General features: G+C 66.4%; 11 protein-coding genes and 1 pseudogene. 6 read left to right on the plus strand and 6 right to left on the minus strand.

The window, feature by feature from the left end; all coding sequences use genetic code 11:
* The first annotated feature begins 275 nt into the window (after window positions 1-275).
* From glgX to HCU64_RS17185, 3 genes are all read left to right on the plus strand, one after another.
* Window positions 276-2,594: a glycogen debranching protein GlgX gene (glgX, locus tag HCU64_RS17175; RefSeq protein WP_233385358.1), complete on the plus strand. Its 2,319-nt coding sequence runs from the start codon at window positions 276-278 to the stop codon at window positions 2,592-2,594.
* 159 nt (window positions 2,595-2,753) lie between these two features.
* Complete coding sequence (locus tag HCU64_RS17180) at window positions 2,754-4,358, plus strand: histidine kinase famiy protein (protein ID WP_267922457.1); 1,605 nt, start codon at window positions 2,754-2,756, stop codon at window positions 4,356-4,358.
* A 32-nt stretch (window positions 4,359-4,390) separates the two neighbouring features.
* Window positions 4,391-4,708 (plus strand): plasmid stabilization protein, encoded by a 318-nt coding sequence (locus tag HCU64_RS17185; RefSeq protein WP_233385360.1) that lies wholly within the window; start codon window positions 4,391-4,393, stop codon window positions 4,706-4,708.
* 12 nt (window positions 4,709-4,720) lie between these two features.
* On the opposite strand, the gene HCU64_RS17190 is transcribed toward HCU64_RS17185, so the two are convergent.
* The 3 genes from HCU64_RS17190 to HCU64_RS17200 all read right to left on the minus strand — a co-directional run bounded on the left by HCU64_RS17190 (window position 4,721) and on the right by HCU64_RS17200 (window position 7,912).
* Window positions 4,721-5,833 (minus strand): helix-turn-helix transcriptional regulator, encoded by a 1,113-nt coding sequence (locus tag HCU64_RS17190; RefSeq protein WP_233385361.1) that lies wholly within the window; start codon window positions 5,831-5,833, stop codon window positions 4,721-4,723.
* Window positions 5,834-6,082: 249 nt separating this feature from the next.
* Window positions 6,083-7,297 carry an NADP-dependent isocitrate dehydrogenase gene (locus HCU64_RS17195; protein ID WP_233385362.1) on the minus strand — a complete coding sequence of 405 codons (1,215 nt, stop codon included), beginning with the start codon at window positions 7,295-7,297 and terminating at the stop codon, window positions 6,083-6,085.
* Window positions 7,298-7,420: 123 nt separating this feature from the next.
* Window positions 7,421-7,912 carry a hypothetical protein gene (locus tag HCU64_RS17200; RefSeq protein WP_233385363.1) on the minus strand — a complete coding sequence of 164 codons (492 nt, stop codon included), beginning with the start codon at window positions 7,910-7,912 and terminating at the stop codon, window positions 7,421-7,423.
* A gap of 115 nt (window positions 7,913-8,027) precedes the next feature.
* Between HCU64_RS17200 and HCU64_RS17205 the strand changes: the two are divergent.
* Together HCU64_RS17205 and HCU64_RS17210 are read left to right on the plus strand one after the other, a co-directional pair.
* A pseudogene (locus tag HCU64_RS17205) lies at window positions 8,028-8,543 on the plus strand (formaldehyde-activating enzyme); the annotation flags it as partial.
* 203 nt (window positions 8,544-8,746) lie between these two features.
* The gene (locus HCU64_RS17210) at window positions 8,747-9,493 is read left to right on the plus strand and encodes an RNA methyltransferase (protein WP_233385364.1); all 747 of its coding nucleotides are present in this window, start codon (window positions 8,747-8,749) and stop codon (window positions 9,491-9,493) included.
* A gap of 6 nt (window positions 9,494-9,499) precedes the next feature.
* Here HCU64_RS17210 and HCU64_RS17215 read toward each other — a convergent pair whose 3' ends face one another.
* Window positions 9,500-10,516 (minus strand): zinc-dependent alcohol dehydrogenase family protein, encoded by a 1,017-nt coding sequence (locus HCU64_RS17215; RefSeq protein ID WP_233385365.1) that lies wholly within the window; start codon window positions 10,514-10,516, stop codon window positions 9,500-9,502.
* Window positions 10,517-10,712: 196 nt separating this feature from the next.
* Here HCU64_RS17215 and HCU64_RS17220 point away from each other — a divergent pair, with 196 nt between their 5' ends.
* Window positions 10,713-11,606, plus strand: a complete 894-nt coding sequence (locus tag HCU64_RS17220; RefSeq protein WP_233385366.1) for a hypothetical protein — start codon at window positions 10,713-10,715, stop codon at window positions 11,604-11,606.
* A 29-nt stretch (window positions 11,607-11,635) separates the two neighbouring features.
* On the opposite strand, the gene HCU64_RS17225 is transcribed toward HCU64_RS17220, so the two are convergent.
* Together HCU64_RS17225 and HCU64_RS17230 are read right to left on the minus strand one after the other, a co-directional pair.
* A complete protein-coding gene (locus tag HCU64_RS17225) occupies window positions 11,636-12,604 on the minus strand; it encodes a Dyp-type peroxidase (RefSeq protein ID WP_233385368.1) in 969 nt (322 codons plus the stop codon).
* 112 nt (window positions 12,605-12,716) lie between these two features.
* Window positions 12,717-13,262 carry a L,D-transpeptidase family protein gene (locus tag HCU64_RS17230; protein WP_233385370.1) on the minus strand — a complete coding sequence of 182 codons (546 nt, stop codon included), beginning with the start codon at window positions 13,260-13,262 and terminating at the stop codon, window positions 12,717-12,719.
* Window positions 13,263-13,344: the final 82 nt, after the last annotated feature.

Consider the following 13,344-nt stretch of genomic DNA (forward strand, 5'->3'; position numbering starts at 1 on the left):
CAACCAACTCCACCGCAAACGACTCCAGCCTGCAGGACACAACTCCGCGGCACGATAGCGGTTCGAAGTGAATCAACACTTAGGAGTGGGGGCGACGCCCGGTTCTGAAAAAGTCATTGCCTGATCGAAACTTCCCGCAATGCAGCGGCTTCCGGTGCGACACGTTCGGCGCTGCGCCGATATTTCCCGCGCAACGGCGGAGCTTCATGCCGCCAGCGGCGTTCATGACTGCATCGAGAGGGGCGTCCAAGGCGGCGCCGATCAGCGGAGAGATCATGGCCGACGCCAACAACGACCTCGCCAGCAGGACGCCAGCAGACACCCGATCCTCGACACCGGCCGCCGAGATCGCCAAGCCCCGGCTCTCGCGCTCGCGGATCCGCGAAGGCTCGCCGCATCCGCGCGGTGCCACCTGGGACGGTCAGGGCGTGAATTTCGCGGTCTTCTCGGCGCACGCCACGAAAGTCGAGGTCTGCCTGTTCGACGATGCTGGCGAGAAGGAGATCGAGCGGATCGCGTTGCCCGAATACACGGACGAGGTCTGGCACGGCTATCTGCCCGATGCCCGCCCCGGCACGATCTACGGCTATCGTGTGCACGGACCCTACGAGCCCGCTGCCGGCCATCGCTTCAACCCGAACAAACTGCTGATCGACCCCTATGCCAAGGGCCTGCTCGGCTCCATCACGTGGAACCCGGCCCTGTTCGGCTACAAGATGGAGACGGGTGACGACCTCACCTTCGACGAGCGCGACAGCGCCCCCTTCACGCGCCGGTGCCAAGTGATCGACCCGGCCTTCACCTGGGGGCGCGACGTCAAGCCGAACGTACCGTGGGAGAAGACGATCTTCTACGAGACCCACGTTAAGGGCTTCACCAAGCTCCATCCGGCGGTCCCCGAGAAGCTGCGCGGCACCTATGCCGGGCTCGGGACGCCGGCCGTGCTCGACTACATCAAGAGCCTCGGCGTCACCTCGGTGGAGCTGCTGCCGGTCCATGCCTTCGTGCAGGACGATTACCTGCAGGAGAAGGGCCTCACCAACTACTGGGGCTACAACACGATCTCGTTCTTCACGCCGGCGCGGCGCTACGCGGCGGTGCCGGACTTCGCCTTCTCCGAATTCAAGGAGATGGTGGCGCGCATGCACGGCGCCGGCCTCGAGGTGATCCTCGACGTGGTCTACAACCACACGGCCGAGGGCAACGAGAAGGGTCCGACGCTCTCGTTCAAGGGCATCGACAACGCCTCCTACTACCGGCTGATGCCGAAGGAGCCGCGCTACTACATCAACGATACCGGCACCGGAAACACCTTTAACCTCTCCCATCCGCGCGTGCTGCAACTCGTCACCGACAGCCTGCGCTACTGGGCCACCGAGATGCGGGTCGACGGCTTCCGCTTCGACCTCGCCACCATCCTCGGACGCGAGCCCTACGGCTTCGACGAGGGCGGTGGCTTCCTGGATACCTGCCGCCAGGATCCGGTGCTCAACTCGGTCAAACTCATCGCTGAACCATGGGATTGCGGTCCCGGCGGCTACCAGGTCGGCGGCTTCCCGCCGGGCTGGGCCGAGTGGAACGATCGCTTCCGCGACGACGTGCGGGCTTACTGGAAGGGCGACGAGGGCCTGCTTCCATCGCTGGCCTCGCGGATCACCGGCTCGGCGGACAAGTTCAATAAGCGCGGCCGCCGGCCATGGGCTTCGGTGAACTTCATTTCGGCGCATGACGGTTTCACGCTGGCCGACACGGTCTCGTACAACGAGAAGCACAACGAGGCGAACGGCGAGGACAATCGCGACGGCCACGGCCACAACCTGTCCTTCAATTACGGTGTCGAGGGTCCGACCGATGATCCCGAGATTCTGGCGGTCCGCCTGCGCCAGATGCGCAACATGCTGTCGACGCTCTTCCTCTCGAAGGGGACGCCGATGCTGCTGGCCGGCGACGAATTCGCCCGCAGCCAGAAGGGCAACAACAACGCCTATTGCCAGGACAACGAGGTCTCCTGGATGGATTGGGAGGCGATCGGGCCTGAGGAGCGCGAACTCGCGGAATTCGCGCGGCGCCTGATCCAGCTGCGCAACGCCTTGCCGATGCTGTCGCGCGGCCGCTTCGTGAGTGGCGGGGTCGATGAGGAGTTCGGCGTCAAGGACGTGACCTGGCTGACGCCGGCCGGCACCGAGATGACCTCGGAGAACTGGAACGACGGCAATTCCCGCTCGCTCGCCGTGCTGCTCGACGGCCGAGCGCAGGCCTCCGGAATCCACCGCCGTGGTGGCGATGCGACCGTACTCCTGTTCTACAACTCCTATCACGAAGGCGTCGGCTTCACGCTGCCCGAGACGCCCGGCGGCGTCGCCTGGACGCGGCTCCTCGACACGAACCTGCACGACAGCCAGGAACTGACCAGTTTCGGCGTCGGCGAGAACTACACGGTGACCGGCCGCTCGATGCTGATGTTCGTGCTCAAGCCCGAGGCCAGTCCAGGCAAGGCAGCCTCCGACATGGAGCGCTCCTATCAGCACGTGCTGCAGGCCTTCGAGCGGACCCATGGCGAGCGCGTGCGCTTCGGGCTCGACGAGGAGGCGTGAGGGCCATCGACGCCGATCCGCCGGGGCTGCGAACGAGGCCGTGCCTGTTCATCCCGGCGGCGGCCTGATCGACAGGCATCGGGGTTCCGATTACGGTTTTTGACGTTGGCCGACGGGGCCGAGGCACGCCTCACCCCGCGCGGAAGCGAGTGGGTGCCCATGGACGCGTCTTCCGATAAGCCGGCGGCTCTTGCGCGCGGCGCCCCCGTCGAGCCGGCGGGATCGGACAGCGGACGCCCCGAGGACAAGGTCTTCTTCGCGGCCGTCGAGATGTCGCGCATGCCGATGGTCATCGCCGACCCTCGGCTGCCGGACATGCCGATCGTCTTCGTCAACGCCGCCTTCCTTGCGATGACCGGCTATACGAAGGCGGAGGTGGTCGGCCGCAACTGCCGCTTCCTGCAGGGTCCGGGTACGGATCGCGAAGCCGTCGCCGCGATCGGCCGGGCGCTGGCGGAGCGCCGCGAAGTGGCCGTCGAGATCCTGAATCATCGCAAGGACGGCTCGACCTTCTGGAACGCGCTGTTCATCTCGCCCGTCTTCGATGCGGCGGGGGAGATCATCTATTTCTTCGCGTCGCAGCTCGATGTCTCGCGGCGTCGCGACGCCGAGGACGCCCTCGGCCAAGCCCAGAAGATGGAGGCGCTCGGCCAGCTCACCGGCGGCATCGCGCACGACTTTAACAACCTGCTTCAGGTCATCCTCGGCTATGTCGACATCGTCGCGGCCGGGCTCGACAAGCCGGATGCCGATCGCGCGCGTCTCGGCCGTGCCACGGACAACATCCGTACGGCCGCGGAGCGCGCCGCGACCCTGACGGGGCAACTCCTGTCCTTCGCCCGCAAACAGCGGCTCGAGGGTCGCTCGGTGAACCTCAACCATCTCGTGGAGAGCATGGGTGAGCTGGCGGGGCGCACCCTCGGCGAGCAGGTCGAGGTCGAGACCCGGCTCGCTCCCGATCTCTGGGCCTGCCGCATCGACCCGACGCAGGCTGAGGTCGCGCTGCTCAACATTCTGATCAACGCCCGCGATGCCATGCCGAAGGGCGGACGACTCACGATCACCACCGAGAACCGGCGGCTCGAAGACGGCTTCAGCGCAGATGGCAGGCGTCTCGTCAGCGTGTCGATCACCGATACGGGCAGTGGCATCCCGCCGGAAATGCTCGCGCGGGTGATGGACCCATTCTTCACGACGAAGGAAGAGGGCAGGGGAACCGGGCTCGGCCTCTCCATGGTCTATGGCTTCGCCAAGCAATCAGGCGGGACGGCGCAGGTCTCCTCCGTGGTCGGAGAGGGCACGACCGTGCGCCTGTCCTTCCCCGCCACCAGCGGGGAGGTGCGGCCGGATGCCCAGAGGCCCGCGCCGGAGGCCGACCACGCGGGGACGGAAACGGTGCTGATCGTGGACGACCGCGAGGACGTGGCCGACCTCGCCCGGACCATCCTGCGCGACTACGGCTACACCACCCTGACCGCCGCCAACGGCCGCGAGGCGCTGCAGATCCTGGAGGCGCGTTCCGACATCGCGCTGCTGTTCTCGGACCTGATCATGCCCGGCGGCATGAACGGCCTTACGCTCGCCCGCGCCGCCCGCGACAGGCGGCCGGAGCTGAAGGTCCTGCTCACCACCGGCTATGCCGAGGCCAGCCTCGAGCGAACCGACGTGGGGGGATCGGAGTTCGACATCCTGAATAAGCCCTACCGCCGCGCCGATCTCGTGCGGCGGGTCAGGAGCACCCTCGACGCCCCGAGCGGCGGCTGACCGTCCGTCGCCGCGCAAGGATGGAGATGCCCATGCCCCGCGGCGACAAATCGAAATACACCGACAAGCAGATCCGTAAGGCGGACGCGATCGCCGAGTCCTACGAGAAGCGCGGCGTGCCGGCGAAAGAGGCCGAGTCCCGGGCCTGGGCTACGGTCAACAAGGACGACGGCGGCGGCAAGCATCCCGGTGGCTCGGGACGCGGCAAGTCGACCGATCATCCCGCCTCACACAAGGGTGGCCGCAGCGGCGGCGCAGCGTCCGCGTCCCGGACCGCGGAGCAGCGCTCGGCCTCCGCGAAGAAGGCTGCAGCAACCCGTAAGCGAAACGCGGCCGCTAAGGCGTCCTGACCCGGCTCGCCGTCAGATGTCGTCCGACGACCGCACCAGCTTGAGTCCCGAGCCGAGCCTGACCAGATCGAGCTGACCCTTCATCCCGGTCTTGGCAAAGACCGATTTGAGCTGGCTGCGGACGGTGCTTTCGCTGACACCCTGGCGCAAGGCCACCGTCCCCACTGTCTCTCCGGCGACGATCCCGCGCGCCACGCGCGCCTCCGCAGCCGTCAGGTCGAACAGTCCCTGGAGAAGATCGGCATCCGGACCCTCGGCGTTCATCTCGACCGGCGTCAGGACGAGGATGAACGCGCTGCCGGTGAACAGGTCGCGGGCGACGCCCCGCACAGGCACCAGATGGGCGACCATTGCTGGATTGTTGTCGCGCGCCGGGATCGGGATCGAGCGCGGCACTTGCCGGCTCGCCGCGTTGAGCGCGGCAGCGAGAAGGTCGTCGGCATCACTGTCGGCGAAGGCCACCCGTGCGGCTCCGTCGCGAACCGTGAGTGGGATCAGCGCGTCGAGAAGCGAATTGACCGCCTGGAGGCGCGAATCCCGGCTGATGATCCCGGCCGGCAACCCGAGAAGCGCGAGTGTCTCGACCGCCGCGCGGGCGCGCTCGAGGCGCAGCCGACCGGAGATCAGCGCTGCGCGGCCAAGATGGGGGCGCACGCTGTCGAGGATCGAGACCGCCTCCGTTGGCACCGGCCCATCGCGGAAGGCGCGCTCGATGCTGAACACCAGCGTGTCGCCGGTCGTCATCGGGAATGCCGTCGCGGTTGCCCAGCCGAGGCCCTGGGGGCGCAGAAACTCGTTGATCAGCGGGTCTCGCTCGATCTCCGCCGGAGTGTAGACGTCCGTCTCGACGATGAAGCCGGCATGACGTGCTTTGAGCACGGCCGGTGTCCGGGTGTTCCTGTCGGGCCAGCCCTGCTCCACGAAATTCTCGACGAACCCGGAGAGCCCCTTCGTGCTGATGAAGCGAAAGTCGGTCGTGTCGGCGGCGAGAAGGATCGTGCCGACGCCGCCAGCAATGTCCGTCATCGAATCGAGAACCGGCGTCCACGCTTCTGGGACGACCGACGCCTCGTAGATCTTGTCGGTGATCGCTTCGATGTCGAAGCGATCCGTCCCCCGCGCCATGCTGGAAAACCCGGGCTGCACAGCGCATGGCGCTGTCGAATATACCAAGATTAACGATTGTCGCTCATCGGGGCCACTGCGAACCGCGTGATCACCGCGGAAAATGCCCCGAAATTTTGCAAGTGCGCCCGAAATAGAAATGTTCGGAAACAAACAAAAGCCGGGTCACTCCTTTCGCAACCCGGCTCGATCGGCCGCCTTCGGGACGGACGTCATCGATCGAATACACGATGACGCCCGCCGGGAGCTTTACGCACCCATCGCTGCCTTCAGGTTCGTATCGACCTTGTCGAGGAAGCCGGTGGTCGAGAGCCATTTCTGGTCGGACCCGACGAGCAGCGCGAGATCCTTCGTCATGAAGCCGGCCTCAACCGTGTCGACGCAGACCTTCTCGAGGGTCGCGGCGAAGTTCGCGAGGTCCGTATTCCCGTCTAGCTTCGCGCGATGCGACAGGCCGCGAGTCCAGGCGAAGATCGAGGCGATGGAGTTGGTCGAGGTCTCCTTGCCCTTCTGATGCTCGCGATAGTGGCGGGTCACCGTCCCGTGTGCCGCCTCGGCCTCGACGGTCTGGCCGTCGGGCGTGAGCAGCACCGAGGTCATCAGGCCGAGCGAGCCGAAGCCCTGGGCCACCGTATCGGACTGCACGTCGCCGTCGTAGTTCTTGCAGGCCCAAACATAGCCGCCAGACCACTTGAGCGCAGCGGCCACCATGTCGTCGATCAGGCGGTGCTCGTATGAGATCCCGAGGGCCTGGAAGCGCGACTTGAACTCGTCCTCGTAGACCTGCTGAAAGATGTCCTTGAAGCGTCCGTCATAGGCCTTGAGGATGGTGTTCTTGGTCGAGAGGTAGACCGGGTACTTGCGGGCGAGGCCGTAATTCAGCGAGGCGCGGGCGAAGTCGCGGATCGACTCGTCGAGGTTGTACATGGCGAGCGCCACGCCGGCGTCCGGGAACTTGAACACCTCCTGCTCGATGACCTGGCCGTCGTCGCCCTCGAACTTGATCGAGAGGCGGCCCTTGCCCGGCACCTTGAAGTTCGTGCAGCGGTACTGGTCGCCATAGGCGTGACGGCCGATCACGATCGGCTGGGTCCAGCCGGGAACGAGGCGCGGCACGTTCTTGCAGATGATCGGCTCGCGGAAGATCACGCCGCCGAGGATGTTGCGGATCGTGCCGTTCGGCGACTTCCACATCTCCTTGAGCTTGAACTCTTCGACGCGCTGCTCGTCGGGGGTGATGGTCGCGCATTTCACGCCGACGCCGTGGCGCTTGATCGCCTCGGCCGCATCGACGGTGACTTGGTCGTTGGTCTGGTCGCGGTACTCGACGCCGAGGTCGTAATATTCGAGGTCGATGTCGAGATAGGGGTGGATGAGCTTGTTCTTGATCTCGGCCCAGATGATCCGGGTCATCTCGTCGCCGTCGAGCTCGACGACCGGATTCGCTACCTTGATCTTCGCCATGTGCTGTTCCCGCTGGCGGCCCGCGGAGCGTTTCCAGGGCCAAGTCGGGGCTCGCTATAACGCGCTGCAACAACCCGACAAAGGGCCTGAGTTACGATCGATGAATTCCGTCATCGGCCACGCTTAACTTCGGCGCAGTTGGATCGCGAGCCAGACCAGGATCGCGAGGGCGACCAGGTTCACTGCCACGGTGATCTCTTCACGCGGCGCCAGGGAGAGCGCGTAGGCGCCCTTGTGGATCAGGTCGAGCTGCCAGGCGAGGACCAGCCCGTCTCCAGCATAGCGCAGCAGCAGGTCGGCGAGCATCCAGCCGCTGGCAGCGATGCGGAAGGTCAGACCGGCGCTGACGAACCACACGACCTGGAAGAGCTGCACCGGAATCGACAGCGTGTAGCCCCAGCGCCGGTCGTGCCAGAGCGCGACGCCGGCGACGACGCTTGCGATCAGCACGAGGGCGATGATCGCGATCCCCGGCATCAGGGTGACCGGGATCTTCGAGGCCGTCGTCTCGATGTCGTGGGCCAGGCCCCAGAGGCCGTTGAGGCCGCCCCAGATCTCGATGAGCGCCACCGCGTAGCGCAGGCCGTCGCGGCCGGATCTTGCCTGTTCCGTCATGGGCGAGAGGATCTAGCGGACGCACCCCCCGCGCGCCACCCGCATGGCGTCGGCCCTGGATATCCGGCATGAGCGCGACAGTTTCGGGACCATCCCGCAATCCGAAGGAGACATCATGAGCGACCGTATCATCCTGCGCGCCGGCGAGGCCCTCGTCGCAGGCGGCGCCCCGAACACGGCGGCCGAGCCCGAGGTGATCATTGGCGAGCTCGACGGTCCGGTCGGCACCGCCCTCGCCACCCTGACCGGCGATCAGGTCGTCGGCCATTCCCGCGTCTTCGCGCTCCTGAACACCGACATCATGGTGCGCCCGGTGACGCTCTGTGTCTCCAAGGTTAGCGTGACCGAGAGCAAGTACACCTCGATCCTGATGGGCACGGTGCAGTATGCCATCGCCAACGGCGTGCTCGACGCCGTGCGCGCCGGCTACATCCCCAAGGAGAAGGCCAACGACCTCGGCATCATCTGCTCGGTCTGGCTCAGCCCCGGCGTGATCGAGGCCGAGACGGTCGATCACAAGTCGATGTTCGAGATCCAGCGCAAGGGCATGTGCGAGGCGATCCGCAAGGCCATGACCAACGAGCCCTCGATCGACTGGCTCCTCGAGAACCAGGACAAGATCGTCCACAAATNGAGCGGCCGGGTAGTCGGCTCTCGCATCAATACACCTGATCCTGAGGTGGAGACGCGCAGCGTCGGCCTCGAAGGAGGTGTCCAGTCATCGCACCGAAAACTGGGCCCTCCTTCGAGGCTGCTTCGCAAACCTAATGATGAGGGCGTGGGCGGGGTGGGCGCCGTCTTTTCGCCGGCCTTGGTCCATGTCACAGGGCCGGAATGAGCACCGTCGCCCCCGCTGTCATCCTGGTCGAGCCGCAACTGGCCGAGAATATCGGCATGACGGCCCGCGCCATGGCGAATTTCGGGCTGTCCGAACTGCGCCTCGTCGCGCCGAAGAACGGCTGGCCCAAGAAGGGCGTGCGCGAGGCGGCCTCGGGCGCTGTCCATGTCCTCGACGGTGCGCAGCTTTACGCAACCGTCGGCGAGGCCATTGCCGATCTGAACTTCGTGCTCGCCACCACGGCACGTGAGCGCGGGCAGATGAAGCGGGTCTATGCTCCCGATGCCGCCATGGAGGAGGTCGCCGCGCGCAGAGGAGGCGGCCAGCGCGTCGGCATTCTGTTTGGGCGCGAGCGGGTCGGCCTCTCGAATGACGAGGTCTCTCTGGCCGACGCCATCGTCACCTTCCCGGTCACCGAAGAGTTTCCCTCACTCAACCTCGCCCAGGCGGTGCTCCTGGTCTCTTACGAGTGGCGCAGGGCAGCCGGTCTAGCCCGGCAGCGCTTCGATGGCGCGATGACCTCCACGCCGGCAAGCCGCGAGGCCGTGCTCTCGCTGTTCGAGAGCCTGGAATCGGCACTGGGCGCGGCGGGCTTCTACCCTCCGCACAAGCGCCTCGGCATCATCCGCAACATGCGCGACCGGCTGCACCGCATGGCGCTCACCGAGCAGGACGTCAGGACGTTTCGCGGCGCCCTCAGGGCACTGACGCGCCGGGCCACGCGCGCGCAGGGCGAGGACTGAGCGGCCTCAGGCCGCGACGCGCACCACGATCTTGCCGACATGCGTGCCCGCCGCGAGATGGGCGAGCGCCTGCTTCGCCTCGTCGAAGGCAAAGCTCCTGTCGATTACGGGCTTGATCTGGTGGAGCCCGATCACGCGGTTCATGTCCTCGAACATCTCGCGCGAGCCCACCATCACGCCGCGCACGAGACAACTCGCGCCGAGGATGGCGAGCGGATCGAGCGGCTCGCCCTGGGCCAGCAACCCGACGAGCCCGATATGGCCCCCGGCCCGTGTCGAGGCGATCGAACGTGGCAGCGTTCCGGCGCCTCCGACCTCGACGACATGGTCGACCCCGGCGCCGCCGGTGATCCTGCGGACTTCCGTCTCCCAATCGGGCTGGCTGCGGTAGTTGATGACCGCGTCGGCGCCGAGCGCGCGCGCCTTCTCGAGCTTCGCGTCGCTTGAGGACGTCGCGATCACCCGTGCTCCGGCCGCGTGGGCGAGCTGGATTGCGAAAATCGAGACCCCGCCCGTCCCGAGCGTCAGCACGGTCTCGCCGGCCTTGAGCGGCTTCGCGCCGTAGAGCGCGTTCCAGGCTGTCACGGCGGCGCAGGGGAGGGCGGCGCCTTCCTCGAAGGAGAGATGATCCGGCAGCACGACGAGCCCATCCTCGTCGAAGACCTGGAATTCGCTCAGCACGCCGTCGATGGCGCCTCCGAGCGCCGTGTTCCAAGCGTCCGAGACCTGCGCACCACCCAGCCACGACTGCGAAAAGATGGCGGCGACGCGCTCGCCACCCTTGAAGCGCCTGACGCCGGGACCGACGGCGATGATCTCGCCAGCGCCGTCCGAGAGCGGGATCAGCCGATCGAGATTGACGGAGAACGGGTAGAGGCCGTTCGCGATCAGGATGTCGCGAAAATTCAGCGATGCGGCGTGAATCCTGACGAGAACCTGTCCGCGGCCCGGTTCAGGTTCAGGGCGCTCGGCGAGCGACCAGGACTCGAGACCGGTGGCTGAAGACATCTCGTAGGCGCGCATCCGCCGCTCTTCCTCCGGTTTGCTGCTCTTTGTTTTGACAGTCTTTCCGTTGTGCTGGTGCGTATCGCTATGACAACCAGACTTATGGGTACCTTCCCGGACTCTGTTTCCGCCCTAGGCCATCCGGCGGGGCCTTGACCTGCCCGGAACGCAACGGCTAACTGGTATAGCACAAGCTATACATATGAGCCTTGCCTTGCGAGCTGCCCGTCTCAACCCCGCCCTCCACCCTGTGGCGATCGTCCTCGCCCTGGCGCTCGTCCCGGCGACGCTGGACGCCGCCCGGGCCGACTCCGTGCACGACGTCGATACCGAGCACCTGTTCGGCTTCACCGAGGGCTCTGACATCGGCGGTCCCGGCGAGCGCGAACTCGAATCCGAGACGACCGGCCGGCTGGGCAAGCGCGGCGGCCGATTCCAGGCCGTGGACTCCGCCGTCGTCCTGAAACTGCCGCTGAGCGAGCGCTTCCGGATCGCCCCCGGCCTGAGCTTCGCGGCCTACGACATCGGCGTAGGCCCGGGCCTCGACGATCGTCGCCTGACGAGCCTCGGCGGGGCCTCGGTCGAGGCGCGGACCCGGCTGCTGACGCGGCAGGAATCCCCGTTCGGGCTCACCCTCAACACGGTGGTCGGCGCGAACCGGATCGACCCGGCGACAGGGCTCGGCGCGCGCGGTGTGTCGGCGGAATTCGGGCTTCTCTTCGATCGCGAGATCGTGCCGGGCCAACTCGTAGCGGGCCTGAACCTCGTCTATGCCCTCGGCCAGTCACGCATCGATGGGTTCGATGCCATGCAGCGCGCCTCCGGCCTGGAGGTCTCCGCGGCGCTCTCGCAAAAATTCGCGCCCGGCACGTTTCTCGGACTCGAGGCCCGCTACGCACGGGCCTATTCCGGCACGGCCCTCGACCGTTTCAGTGGCGATGCGATCTATCTCGGGCCGACGATCTATCGAGAATTGACCGACGCGACGTGGATCTCGTTCGCCTGGGGCGTACAGGTCGCGGGCAGCGAGACCGGCATGGGTTACGACCAGGACCTGACGAATTTCGACCGGCACCAGGCGCGCCTCAGGATCGGCACGCATTTCTAGAAACGGCCGGGCCCGGCCGTTTCAGCCGATCAGGCAGCGCCGCCGCCAGCCAGTTTCGCCAGCGTGGACCGCGATGGCGCGAAGAAGGTCGTGCCGGTCTGCGGTGTCGAGAAATCGAGGAGCCGGTCGTAGGAGCCCGGCGGATCGCCGACGAACATGCGCTCCAGCATCTTCTCGATCACCCAGAGACGGCGCGCATATCCGATGAAGTAGGTGCCGAACTCGCGCCGCCCGGCGCTTCCGAACGGCATGTTGTCTCGCAGGATGTCGTGCTCGACGCCCTCGGCGTCGACGATCGTCGCGAGGGACTTGTGCGACTTGCGGGGCGCCGCGTCGTCGTCGAGCTCGATGTTGTCGGCCTTGGTGCGGCCGATGATCTTTTCCTGCGCGTCGGCGCCGAGCGCCTTCCAGGTCACGAGATCGTGCAGGTATTTCTGGGTCACGACGTAGCTGCCGCCGGCGAAGCGAGGATCCTCGTCGCCCACCAGGGCCGCGTCCGGAATGTCCTGACCGACCGGGTTGGCCGTGCCGTCGATGAAGCCGAGGAGGTCCCTCGCGTCGAAGTAGCGAAAGCCCGAGGTCTCATCGACGACACGGGCCGCGTCGCCGAGCCCGTCGAGCAGAAGCTTGGCGAGCTCGAAGCACAGGTCGACCCGCTCCGCGCGGATGTGGAACAGCAGGTCGCCTGCGGTCGAGGGCGCCTTGTGTGCCGGTCCGTCGATGGGGGTGAAAGGTTTGAGTTCGGCCGGGCGCTCGGTCGGATCGAGACGGTCCCACAGCCTGGAGCCGATCGCGGCGATGCAGGACAGCTTTTCGTCGAGGGCGCGAAAGCCGACCGTCTTGAGAAGGTCGTCGAGGCTGTCGAGCGTCGCGCGGACACTGGCGATCGCGGCATCGCCTTCGACGATGTCGAGGACGAGGAAGATCGCGGCGCGGGAGAGTGGAGCTTCGATGCTCTGGGCATCGATTGGCACCCGATCCCAGGTCTGGCCTGCCATGGACACTCCGTCTTTCGGGCACGGAATGCGGATCCGCGGCTCCTTAGACCGTGTCTAGCTTGAGCACTCGCGATTCTCTATCGGGCGCCTCGCGCGGTGGAGACCAGCCTCTTCACGGCCGGATCTCGATCGGGGTGTCGACGTCGACCCGCGAATAGATCGCCTCCATCTCGGCATTGGTCACGCCGACGCAGCCGCTGGTCCAGTCGGTGAGGCGGTGGAGCCCGCCAATCCAGCCGAGCCCGTTCATGATGCCGTGGACCATGATGTCGCCGCCGGGTGAATAGCCGCCCGATGCGGCCGCGGCTTCGTCGGCCTGGTTCGGGTAGGACACCTTGAGCGAGAGATGCGCCACGCTGCCCGGATTCTTGTACTCGATCTTGTAGCGGCCCTCGGGCGTGCGCCCGTCACCCTCCCGCTGCTTGTGGCCGACGGGGCTGAAGCCGAGCGAGACGGGATAGGTTGCGAGCACCTTTTCACCCCGCATCAGGGTCAGCCGCCGAGCGCCCTTCTCGACGAGGATGAGGTCGGCGCGCTCGGACGCGGGCACGAGGGCGGGCTCGGTGCGGAAGATCTGCAAGTAGTCCACGGCCACGATGGCGATCGCGGCCAAAACCGCGACGCCGAACAGCGATCCGATCGTCCACACGACACGCATTGGGATGTGCCTGCTCGCTTGCGGCCTCGATGCTCCATGATGATCGGCGATCATGGCGCTTTGCGGTTGCGCCTGCTCGATG

The sequence above is a fragment of the Methylobacterium sp. C25 genome, from assembly GCF_021352225.1.
Classification (GTDB): Bacteria; Pseudomonadota; Alphaproteobacteria; order Rhizobiales; family Beijerinckiaceae; genus Methylobacterium.

Excerpts from the sequence above, each read along its gene's own strand:
- glgX (WP_233385358.1), top strand. The coding sequence starts at position 276 with ATGGCCGACGCCAACAACGACCTCGCCAGCAGGACGCCAGCAGACACC.
- HCU64_RS17180 (WP_267922457.1), top strand. The coding sequence starts at position 2,754 with ATGGACGCGTCTTCCGATAAGCCGGCGGCTCTTGCGCGCGGCGCCCCC.
- HCU64_RS17185 (WP_233385360.1), top strand. The coding sequence starts at position 4,391 with ATGCCCCGCGGCGACAAATCGAAATACACCGACAAGCAGATCCGTAAG.
- HCU64_RS17190 (WP_233385361.1), bottom strand. The coding sequence starts at position 5,833 with ATGGCGCGGGGGACGGATCGCTTCGACATCGAAGCGATCACCGACAAG.
- HCU64_RS17195 (WP_233385362.1), bottom strand. The coding sequence starts at position 7,297 with ATGGCGAAGATCAAGGTAGCGAATCCGGTCGTCGAGCTCGACGGCGAC.
- HCU64_RS17200 (WP_233385363.1), bottom strand. The coding sequence starts at position 7,912 with ATGACGGAACAGGCAAGATCCGGCCGCGACGGCCTGCGCTACGCGGTG.
- HCU64_RS17210 (WP_233385364.1), top strand. The coding sequence starts at position 8,747 with ATGAGCACCGTCGCCCCCGCTGTCATCCTGGTCGAGCCGCAACTGGCC.
- HCU64_RS17215 (WP_233385365.1), bottom strand. The coding sequence starts at position 10,516 with ATGCGCGCCTACGAGATGTCTTCAGCCACCGGTCTCGAGTCCTGGTCG.
- HCU64_RS17225 (WP_233385368.1), bottom strand. The coding sequence starts at position 12,604 with ATGGCAGGCCAGACCTGGGATCGGGTGCCAATCGATGCCCAGAGCATC.
- HCU64_RS17230 (WP_233385370.1), bottom strand. The coding sequence starts at position 13,262 with ATGCGTGTCGTGTGGACGATCGGATCGCTGTTCGGCGTCGCGGTTTTG.